12 protein-coding genes are annotated in these 10,632 nt (G+C 37.7%); all 12 read left to right on the forward strand.

Annotated features, from left to right (window positions below; all coding sequences use genetic code 11):
* Nucleotides 1-3 precede the first annotated feature (3 nt).
* The gene (locus tag ACG9ZL_RS16515; RefSeq protein ID WP_419360800.1) at nucleotides 4-975 is read left to right on the forward strand and encodes a major capsid protein; all 972 of its coding nucleotides are present in this window, start codon (nucleotides 4-6) and stop codon (nucleotides 973-975) included.
* A gap of 41 nt (nucleotides 976-1,016) precedes the next feature.
* Nucleotides 1,017-1,427, forward strand: a complete 411-nt coding sequence (locus ACG9ZL_RS16520; RefSeq protein WP_419360802.1) for a hypothetical protein — start codon at nucleotides 1,017-1,019, stop codon at nucleotides 1,425-1,427.
* Between the two features lie 7 nt (nucleotides 1,428-1,434).
* The gene (locus tag ACG9ZL_RS16525; RefSeq protein WP_419360803.1) at nucleotides 1,435-1,818 is read left to right on the forward strand and encodes a hypothetical protein; all 384 of its coding nucleotides are present in this window, start codon (nucleotides 1,435-1,437) and stop codon (nucleotides 1,816-1,818) included.
* Nucleotides 1,818-2,186 carry a glutamate 5-kinase gene (locus ACG9ZL_RS16530; RefSeq protein ID WP_419360805.1) on the forward strand — a complete coding sequence of 123 codons (369 nt, stop codon included), beginning with the start codon at nucleotides 1,818-1,820 and terminating at the stop codon, nucleotides 2,184-2,186. Before ACG9ZL_RS16525 ends, ACG9ZL_RS16530 begins: the two co-directional genes overlap by 1 nt.
* Before the next feature lie 22 nt (nucleotides 2,187-2,208).
* A complete protein-coding gene (locus ACG9ZL_RS16535) occupies nucleotides 2,209-2,592 on the forward strand; it encodes a hypothetical protein (RefSeq protein WP_419360806.1) in 384 nt (127 codons plus the stop codon).
* On the forward strand, nucleotides 2,589-2,999 hold the full coding sequence (locus tag ACG9ZL_RS16540) for a hypothetical protein (RefSeq protein ID WP_419360807.1): 411 nt from the start codon (nucleotides 2,589-2,591) through the stop codon (nucleotides 2,997-2,999). The genes ACG9ZL_RS16535 and ACG9ZL_RS16540 overlap by 4 nt, the downstream gene beginning before the upstream one ends.
* A 163-nt stretch (nucleotides 3,000-3,162) precedes the next feature.
* A complete protein-coding gene (locus ACG9ZL_RS16545) occupies nucleotides 3,163-4,731 on the forward strand; it encodes a hypothetical protein (RefSeq protein ID WP_419360809.1) in 1,569 nt (522 codons plus the stop codon).
* An 82-nt stretch (nucleotides 4,732-4,813) separates the two neighbouring features.
* Nucleotides 4,814-5,728 carry a phage tail tube protein gene (locus tag ACG9ZL_RS16550; RefSeq protein ID WP_419360810.1) on the forward strand — a complete coding sequence of 305 codons (915 nt, stop codon included), beginning with the start codon at nucleotides 4,814-4,816 and terminating at the stop codon, nucleotides 5,726-5,728.
* Between the two features lie 2 nt (nucleotides 5,729-5,730).
* Nucleotides 5,731-6,216, forward strand: coding sequence for a phage-derived protein YdaY family protein (locus ACG9ZL_RS16555; RefSeq protein WP_419360811.1), 486 nt, complete (start codon nucleotides 5,731-5,733; stop codon nucleotides 6,214-6,216).
* A gap of 368 nt (nucleotides 6,217-6,584) precedes the next feature.
* A complete protein-coding gene (locus ACG9ZL_RS16560) occupies nucleotides 6,585-6,758 on the forward strand; it encodes a hypothetical protein (protein ID WP_016539714.1) in 174 nt (57 codons plus the stop codon).
* A 116-nt stretch (nucleotides 6,759-6,874) separates the two neighbouring features.
* Complete coding sequence (locus ACG9ZL_RS16565; RefSeq protein ID WP_419360813.1) at nucleotides 6,875-7,636, forward strand: DUF4882 family protein; 762 nt, start codon at nucleotides 6,875-6,877, stop codon at nucleotides 7,634-7,636.
* 220 nt (nucleotides 7,637-7,856) lie between these two features.
* Nucleotides 7,857-10,632 (forward strand): tape measure protein (locus ACG9ZL_RS16570; RefSeq protein WP_419360815.1); only part of this gene is annotated, 2,776 nt, incomplete at its 3' end.

Raw genomic sequence — 10,632 nt, forward strand, 5'->3', positions numbered from 1 at the left:
TTTATGCCAGCTACTCGTATTGCGGATATTTTTGTTGGGGATTACTACCAAACATTAAATCCAGTGAATTCACCTGAAAAAACGGCAGTTTATCAATCAGGTATTGTTACCAAAAACCCAGCTTTGAGTGATATTGCAAATAATGGTCAAGGTACTTCAACAATTTCTTATTGGCAGGATCTAGATGCCAATGAAGAGGCAAACGTCTCTACAGACGATCCAGATCAAAAAGGTAAAGTAGGTAAAGCGTCGCAAGGCAAGATGCAAGCTCGTACTCTTTATTTGAACAAACCTTATGGCGTGTCAGATTTAACTACTGAGCTTGCCAACAGCGAACCAATGCAACACATTCGCAACCGTTATGGGAAATATTGGGAACGTCAATGGCAGCGTTACTTATTGGGTGCTGCACGTGGTGTGATTGCGTCGAACCTTGCCAATAATTCAGGCGATATGGTTATTGATGCAGGGGCAGCAATGACAGCTACAGCAATGCAGGATGCAGCATTTACCGCTGGTGATGCAGCCGATCAGTTTGCTGCAATTGGTGTGCATTCTGTTGTGATGAAGCAGATGGTGCAAAAAGACCTGATTGAGTATGTGAAAGACTCACAAGGCAATATCATCTTAACGACCTACCTTGGTAAGCCAATCTTTATGGATGATGGTCTTACTTATGGAACAAACCAATATCTTTCAATGTTCTTTGGTACGGGTGCCTTCGGTTATGGTGAAGGTACTCCAACCAATCCAGTCGAAGTTCAGCGTGATGCCTTAGGTGGTAACGGTGGTGGTTCTGAAATCATCGTAGAGCGTAAGACTTACATCTTGCAGCCTGCCGGGTTCTCATGGAAAGGTGAGGAAGATCCAAATAAAACTCCAACAATTGCTCAGTATGCAAATGCAGCAAATTGGGAGCGTGTGTTTGATCGTAAACTTGTGCCTTTTGCTGCGGTAATCTCAGGTACACCTTAATAAACTTGGCGGCTTCGGTCGCCTTTGTTTTGGAGAATAAAGTGAAAGTAATTTATACCAATAGTATTCCAGTAATTGGATATCCTGATGTTTGCTACCGCACTTCATTTTTAGGTGTTATCTCTGCCGCAACTTCAGTTGAAGTCGATGATGAATTCCCGAATGCTGAAGCAGTAAAACAAGCCTATGCGTTCTTAAGTGCTCAGGCTCTATCAGTTCAAGTTAATGTAGGCATCACGCCTGAATTACAGGCTGTTGTTGATGAAGCAAAAGCTGAGTGTGAAAAGGTGGTTGCAGAACGTGATGAAGCATTAGACCAGCTTAAAACATCAAAAGGTGAATTTATTACATTCCAAAATAACATTGAAGCAATGAAAGCACGTATCACCGAATTGGAAGCAAACGCCGATAAAACGGATGAAGAAAAACCGAAAACAACCAAAGCAAAGTAGGTGAATCATGAGTTTTGTCACTGAATCAGAAGTTGAGCAAGCGCTTGGGGATACTTGGACCAGCCAAAGTGAAAGTGACAAGGCTCAACTTCTTAAGAAAAGTCGAGCATATTTAATCGCTCGAAATGTTAAAGATTATGAAAATGTTGATGATGTGCCAGATGATTTGAAAGAAGCATCTTTTGAGATCATTAAGGGCATTATTGATAAAAAACTTTACATAGATAAAGACCAAGAGCTTAAATCTAAACGAGTAAAAGCTGACAGTGTCGAAAGCGAAAAGGTATACCAGGATGGATCTAAATCCATTAATGCAGTTGAGCAATTCATTTTAGATTTGATTAAGCCTTATACCAAAAAATCACGCGTTCAAATGGTGAGGAAACTGTGATGGGATTGAGAGATGAATTACAAGCCGAGATTGAAGAAGCATTTGATACTGATTTAACAGATGCAATCACCACCTTTACATGTTCTAAAGAAATCCAGTCAGGTGATTTCGACTTTGAAACGCAGACTTATCCTACTGTGACTGTTGAGCAGTACTCTGGACGTGGTGTATTTGGCTCATATAAGCGAGATTTGGTTAAACCTATTGATTACCAAGTTGAGGATGTAAAAGCCTTAGTGCTTCAAAATGAAGTAACTGGTGTGCCTCAGATTGATGATGTTTGGGGGGCAGATGGTCAATTCAAAGTCTTGAATGTAGGTAAAGATCCAAGTGGAAGTATTTGGATTTGCCAGTTGAGGAAAGTTTAATTTTGATTGATGGGTGAAATTTATGGGCTGGAACGGATTAAGACCATCACAATTCACACTCCAAGTTTTACGTGATGGCTCAGAACTACAAAGAAAAATCACTGCTGCAATGCTTCAAGGTGTTGTGCTTAAAAGTCCAGTCGATACAGGGGCTTTCAGAGGTAATCATCGTGTTTCAATTGCTAGTGTGGATTACACCAAAGACTTTCAGAAAATAGATAAATCAGGTACCACTACCATTGCAGATGGGCTGGCTAAAATACTGAGCGTTCAATTGGGAATGAGAGTCTTCATTAGTAATAATCTGCCTTATGCTATCCGATTGGAAAACGGACACTCCAAAGAACAAGCGCCTTTAGGTATTTATTCCATCACATTCCAGTCAGTTACGAGTAGATATAAATGATGACTTTATCAGAGGCTGAATTGGCGATATACAAGCGAATAGGTCAATTTAGTGGTGTGGAAAAAACAAATCTACGTATTGAAAATCAGAAAACTCCAGATGGTAAACCTTTTGAACCACCATCAAATAAACTTTGGTGCAAAGTTTATATTCAGTATGGAGACAGTCAAATAGCTGGAATTGGAAATGAACCCTGTATTCGAGATATAGGCACTATTTCAATCCAATGCTTTGCACCAAAGAATACAGGCACGATTGAAATGACTAATCTATGTGTAAAATGGCGTGACTTCTTACAATCCTTTGGTGTTTCATTTCTTGAAGTTTATAAAGTCCATGCGCCACAAGATATGGATGATGATAATTTTTACGCAAAGATACTGAGAGCTGAGTTTCGAGTTAATTAGCTTAATCAAACAACAAACCTGAATTACTTTTAAACGAACCTGTCCTTAGTGACAGGTTTTTTAATGCATAGAAAATGGTAGTAGATAGGTATTTTTTTAAACAATTTTTAGAAATCTTAGACCTAAATTATCTGGATTTAATTTCATATATCATAGAGGAATTATGGAAATTTTATATTTTAATACAATTCAAGAACTTATTGATTATCAGGATCCTATTAATAATCAACTAGCTGTTGTTAAAAGTTATACTGACCAAAATACATTTGGAGGAGGCAACTTTGCTTATGATTCTAGCTTAGTTAACGAACTGAATGGTGTATCTCTTTTTAAAGGTTGGGTCCGAATCAATGTTACGCATGTTGACCCATTTATGGCAGGAGCAAAAGGAGATAATATTTCTGATGACTCTTTAGCTTTAGAGAAGTCTTTAATCTATGCGCGAGAACTAAAATTAGCATTAAAAATTAATGGAGTTTTTGCTACTTCAAAGGCTTTAGTTTTACAACCTTGGGATACTGTATTAGGTGAAGGTCGTAATGTTAGCCGTATTAGAAAAATTGGTAATTCATTAGAAAATTTAGCAGCAAGACAGGCCCCAGAAAAACCAGTTGGTACTTTGGATACCTATAATGTTGATGCATGTTTAATATTTTATCCGTGGGATAATGGTTATGCAGATTCTATTACCGTAAAAGATATATATTTCAGTTCTAATGACTATGCTGATAATAAAGGTTCTGCATATGGTTTATATGCACCAAGGCATGCAAAGTGTGTTACTGAGAACTTACAGTTCGATAATGTTCGAATTGCTTTTTATGCGAAAAATCTTTATCTAAATAAACATACTAATTTCAATTCTATTGCTGGCTCACATGACAATCTAAGTCAAGGACGTACAGGAATGGTCGTCTATGATGGTGAAGATACAACAACAGGGACATCTAATACTTTTGAGAGATTTCTGTTTGTAAATTACGATAAGGGTTTTGAAATTTCAAATCTTCAAACTTCTAAATTTATTTGTTGCTATGGAGAGCAAATTAAAAAAAATAAAGGGTATGATGACACTCAAACTTTTATAATATTAAACCCATATAATTTAATCCTAGATTGTTGTGGGCAAGAGTCTAGCTACGGTACTCCTCTTTATATTACTTCTTCTCCAAATGCTCCTGAAAAACGAACTATTGAAATAAATGGTTTTCAGGCTAGATGGGGCACCAATGGTACATTAGAAAACAATAATGGACTTAATCTTGTTACTGTTATAGGTTCAGATTTGGAGGCTTCATTCAATTCTTGTACTTTTATTAAAGGCAATGAGGGATTTATCAATGATTTCTTATATATTGCTGGTGGAGCTAAAGTATATGAAAAAGGATGTAATTTTGGGACGTTAACTCCACAAGTAACTCCAACATCACAGTATTTAAGCCTAAACTCGAGTTATTTAACTTTTACAAATAGTGGAGTTTCACAACCTACAAAAATTATTAATGATGATTTAAATAAAGGAGTTAATAATACTTCTGGAATTTTAATTTGCTTAATTCAAGGAGCAACAGAAAATATTCCTTCTGGAATAGATTCAGCTTGGGGAACAAGTGTTTATTATGGGCTAAATAGTACTCAAGGTACCCAAGTACTATATTTGACTAATTCAAATATGATTTGGAAACGTACAAAGTTAAGTAGCAATAATCAAGGGTTATGGGAACCTTTTTAATCTTGGTTCTCTTTAACCTCATAAATAAACTTTTTCACCTCCTTAACGGAGGTTTTTTTACGCCTAAATTAAGGAGAACTTAATGAGTTCTGGAGCTAAACAATTAACCCGAATTGGTTTTGAAGCATCACCTGGTGTGATTGCAACAACTTGGAATACATTTGCATTTACCACTAATGGTTTAGATGCATCAGCACAAACCACTGAATCACAAACGATTAAAGATTCACGAATTGCAGCCGGCACTCTGGTAACTGGTGTTGAAGTGCAAGGAGATATTGAATCTGAATGGGCTTATGGCATTCAAGATAAAGTCTTAGAGCTAATTGCCTTCAATGCTTGGAATAGCAACGTTTTAACATTTGGTGGCACAACTCGAAAAACGCTTTCGATTATTCGTGGCTTTAGTGATATCGATAACTTCCAAGTTTTCACTGGTTGCCACATTAACCAGTGGACTTTATCGATTCCTGATTCTGGTATTGTGACTTCTAAATTCGCAATTATGGGAATGAAGCGCACAGCTTATGAGGTTGCACCGACTGGTACGGTAACACCTGCAGTGGATTCAGTACCTTTAACTAGTCTATCTACTGGCGACATTCTTATTGATGGTGAAAAGAAACTAGGAATGTGCATCACTCAGATTGAATTAACCATTGATAATACAATGCAGATTCAGAAGTGCTTAGACTATGAAAATAACATTGCCGCAATCTTAGAAACGATTATGAAAGGCAGTGGTAACTTTACAATTGCATGGTCCAAAAACACTGCAGAACTTTATGAAAAACAATTCTTAAATGAGCCGATCGGCCTTGAATATTCATTGAAAGATACTGCAGGTAATAAATACACACTCAAACTACCTAAGGTTCAAGTATCTGCGCCTTTGCCAAGTGGTGGTGCTGGTGATGTATTAACTACCCAATTCTCGTTCACAGTCGCGGATGTTGCACCGACTCTTACACGTATTCCTGTAGTTGCGGGGCCTTAATCATGTTAATTGAAATCGAAGAACAGAAGTCCATTGAATACGTTCAAGAATGGTTTGATTTTAAAGATGGAGTGAAACTACTCATTGCGAGTATTGATAAACCATCTTTTCAACGTTCACTTGAACTCAATGGGATTCAAGCTGAGCAAGAACTTGCAGGCATTAAGGCAGTAACAGATGAGGGTGCAGTTAAGGCCAAATTAGGTTTTAACCGTGCTGTTTCACATTTATTGCTTGGGTGGGTGGGTCTGGTTGGTAAAGATATAAAGCCAATCGAATACAGCGCGCAAAATGCTGAACTGATTTGTACAAGTTCGAAGCAATCACTTGAAATTATTGTCTTCATCATGGAAAAAGCTAAGGTGATCCACGACTCTAAGACTGAAGAGATTGTCGATGAAGTGGGAAAGTCCTCAAGCACTACGAGAAAAGAATCATCAAATGGTGCGAAGAAAAAACCGCAGAAGTCTACCAAAAGCTCGGCATAAAACCGCCTGAGCGTTTAGAACCAAGTTACACCGCAAACCATATCATCAAAGCCTTTAATTTAATTTCAAAGGCTCGACGTTTTATTGCCTTTCCTCAGGGTGGAGGGTTCTATGATTCACTCACTCTTGCGGATATTAAAAGCTATTTTGATGTGTACGGTTGTGACTTGGATCGAGGGCTTTTTGTTGAGTGTATCTTTGCGCTGGATGGGAAGTACTTGAGCGAAGCGAATAAAAAATGATGGTCTTGTTGTAGTGGCGCTCACTACAACGCCAATTAAATGATTTAGAAAAGCAAAAGCCCACGATTCACAGTCGATGGGCTTTTTTGTTTCCCACAAATTGATCAGAAATAAGTGAGAACCTAAGTGAATTTTAACCTAAATATGCAGGTTGATAAAGTGATGAATAAGTTATCAGAAAGTAAACCTTTAAGAGTTTGGACCTATTTAATAATGGCTGCGATTATTACTGGAATACTCGCATGGCAAGCAGCCCCAATACTACAAGCAATAGCAAAAATCATAGAAGTTACTAAATAAAGCCGATCTTTTAAAAGGTCGGTTTTTTATTGAAGAGTAAAAAGCTTTATCGGATTTATTTCGCATAACTTATTTCATTGTTCTATATTTTATTTTCAAAATAAAAGGAATGAATAATGAAAAAATTAACTATCGCGTTAGCAACAGGATTAGTGAGCATTAGTGGGTGGAGTGCTTGCACATATGACTTTAATGCTACACAGGCTCAGATTTCAACAGCTTTCGCGGGATTTCAGAAATTTCCAGTTATCTCAGGGCAAAAAACATCTTTCACTGTAGCATCAACCTCACAAAATTCTCAACAGATGTTTATTGCAGCCAATGGAAATGCGATATCAGGACAAAACAATGGTAGTAATGTGCCTCAAAGTGGAATTTTTGCATACGAATATAAGGTTAAAGTCCCTACAACTTTACTGACTAACAATGAGCAAATATTTATGTATCCAAACTATGCTGATGCTTATTACAGTAATGGGAAAGGTCAGATAGTAGCTTTGTATGCAAATCATTTACAGGGTAGCACTACCCCCAATAAAGTTATGTTTGCAGTCGGTAGCACTGTTGATGGAGCTACAGGCATGATTGAATTGCCTGTACTAAGCACTAGTGATGGTTATCAAAATATTGGAATATATGTAAACCAAGATACAAAGCAAGTTGGTGTAATTTTTAATGGTGTAAATAAAGGATATGTCTCTACAAACCCAAATAAAATTATAAGCTTAGCTTTTACTAATGGAATGGTTTACTACGGAATAGATTCTACTTCTCCAAATATTGGCAATGTGTATTCTATAGAACTTATTACAGACTCAACTAAACTGACTCAAACCTACCCATCAGGCACCAAAGACATCTGTGGCAACACAATTTAAAAGTTTATTTTTACTTAATTGGTTTTGATATGGATAGTGGTTTTACCGATCCAGCATCAGGAAAATATTATATTTCTCCTGAAATATATAATTTTTAAAAAAATAGACCGCCGAAAGGCGGTTTTTTATACCCAAAACAAAACCCCGAGAGTTTGCACTGTCGAGGTTTTGTTTATCAGCAATGCGCCCTTAGGCGCTTTTTTACGCCTAAGGAAAAGCCATGGCTGAACAACGTAGCACACTCATTATTGAAATTAGCTCAGAACAAGCAGCACGTAATGCACGTGCTTTAGATCGAGAGCTACAAAGTATCGAACGCACTGGTAATTACGCAACTACTTCAATGAACTCTATGTCAGTGGCAGCACGTCAGTTGGCAGGATATTTGGCAGGGGTTGTGACTGTTGGTACTGCGATTGCTAAGATGGATGATTGGACCAATCTTAACAACCGTTTGCGCCTAGTAACTACCAGTCAGAAAGCCTTAAATGTGGCAATGCAAGATACATTTGATATTGCTCAAAGATCTGGCGCGGCTTGGGGTGGTACTGCAACCATCTATCAAAAGATTCAATACAACAGCGAAAAATTGGGTTTAAGCCAAGAGAAAGTTGCCAAGATCACAGAGTCTATTTCCAAATCAATTAGTAACTCAGGTTCCAGTGCTCAAGCAGCCAGTGCAGCTTTATACCAATTAGGCCAGTCTTTCGATAAATCATCTTTAAATGGTGATGAGTTCGTCTCGATGAGTGAAAACGCAGGCTACTTAATGGAAGTGTTTGCGAAAGGCTTAGGTGTAACTCGTGCTGAATTGAAAGAAATGTCTTCTCAAGGATTATTGACTACTGACAAGATGGTTCAAGCAATTGAAAAAATGTCAGGTTCAATTGAAGAAGATTTTGGAAAAACTAATTTCACTATCGGGCAATCTTTCACTCAGTTATCCAATGCTGTGACTAAGTTTGTTGGAGAATCAGGGCAAGCAACAGGTGCTGCCTCTGCAATTTCTGGTTCCCTCAGCTCACTAGCAGAAAACTTAAATACAGTAACAAACATATCTATGATCGGTGGGGCGTATTGGGTTGGGACTTATATTCCAGCACTTTATACAAGCACAATGGCAGGCTATGGAAAAATTAAGCAACTTGTTGAGCAAACTGTCATTCAATATGCTGCAGTACAAGCTGAAAAAGTAGCCGCAGCACAAGAGTTGGCTGGTGCGGAGGCTAAATTAGTTAATCTTCAAGCTACACGCGCGCAACTTGTAGAAGAGTTGAAACTTGAGTTGGCACGAAAGAAAAAGCAAATTTCAGATCAAGGTGCGATTAATTCTGAATTGAGAATGGGGTTATTGCGTCAACAGCAAGCTGCCATCAATGTAGAATTAACAGCTACTGAAAATGCTTTAGCCGCAGCTAGAACAAGATCCGCAGCGGCCGCAACAGCAACCTTGGGAATTGGTTCAAGAATATTGGGCGTGATGACTGGTCCTGTCGGTATTGGTATATCAATTGCAGCAGTCGCTGCTGGATATTTACTTATGCGTGACAGCACAGCAGAAGCCAATAAGAAACTTGAAGAACAGACTGAAATTGCAAGTAGAACCAAACAAGAGTTACTGGCTTTACAAGGTGTTCAAAAGAAAGGAGCTAAAGCAGATCTTCAAGAAGCATTCAAAGGACAAAATAAAGAGTTAAAAGATCTAAACTATTTATTTAATGCTCACCTCATTGAACTTCAAAATGCTTATAGAGGGAATCTTCTAATTGTTGAGATTTCCAATAAAGTTCGACAAGGAATGATGAGCCAAGAGGATGCACTTAAAAAGCTGAATAAACTTGATTTTATTTCTCCTGATCAACTTAAACAACTGCAAAAAGATAATGATCTTTATCGTGAAAAGTTACCCGTAGTTCAAAGAGTGCAAGAAGCCTTAAAAGTGTTTGGAATCGATGCTGAACTTGCAGGAAATAAAGCAACTAACGCCTCAAAAGGTGTTAATGATATTGCGAAAGAAGCTATTACAACCTCTGAAAAAGTCAAAGGGTTAAGTGAGGAAATTCAGAAGTTTATTAGCAGCTCACTATCTTCATCTTTACAAAATGAAGAAAGATTGAAGTTATATAATCAAGGGCTTTCTAAGGAATCTGCAGATATTATTCTTAAGGCAAGAGAAGCAGCAGGGATAGTAGGTACAGATCAACAACTTCCTTTAGGTACGCTTGCAATTTTAGGTAGAGAACTTCTTACAACTACAGAGATCAAAAAAGTTGAAGATGAGCGAAATAAATCCGAAAAAGATCGAACCAAAGAGCTTGAAAAGCAGCTTAAAGTCTTACAGGTCAGCGAAAAAGTTAAGGCAAATGCTGCAAAATACAACTTCGGTGGATTGGAAGGTAAGTATGGGCTGCCTAGTGGAATGTTGTCTGCAATTCATATGATTGAATCACGTGGAAATGCAAATGCATATAACAAAGGTTCTGGTGCGGCAGGTGGCTTCCAATTTCTTAAAAGTACAGGTGACCAGTATGGAGTTAAAGACCGTTATAACTTAGCGCAGTCAGCAGAAGGCGCAGCAAAGTATCTTCAATACCTTTTGAAACTATTCAATGGGAATATTGAGAAGGCTGTTCGTGCCTATCATGCAGGTGAGGGAAATGTCCAAAAGGGTAAAAACCTTGGAAAATATAATAATCAATACATCAAAGATTATTATGGTTATATGGGAGGCATTAGTGGCTTTACAGGTGAATCAAAGGACTATGAATCTCTCTTAAATGATCAAGTTAAAATGCTTGAAAAATCGCAAGAAGAAGCTGAAAAAATTCGTAAAGAATTTATGTCAAAAGGTCTTCAAGAGGAGCAAGAATACAAGGATCAACTCAAGAAGATTCGTGAAAATTCAGCTTTATCAGGAGATGAAAAGAAAACCTATGAAGCTCAGTTAACTACTCGATTTGAAGCGCAAAAGAAACTTAATGATCTCCAGCAGGATT

Origin of the sequence: Acinetobacter legionensis, assembly GCF_048551735.1 — a bacterium.
In the GTDB taxonomy this organism is placed as follows: domain Bacteria; phylum Pseudomonadota; class Gammaproteobacteria; order Pseudomonadales; family Moraxellaceae; genus Acinetobacter.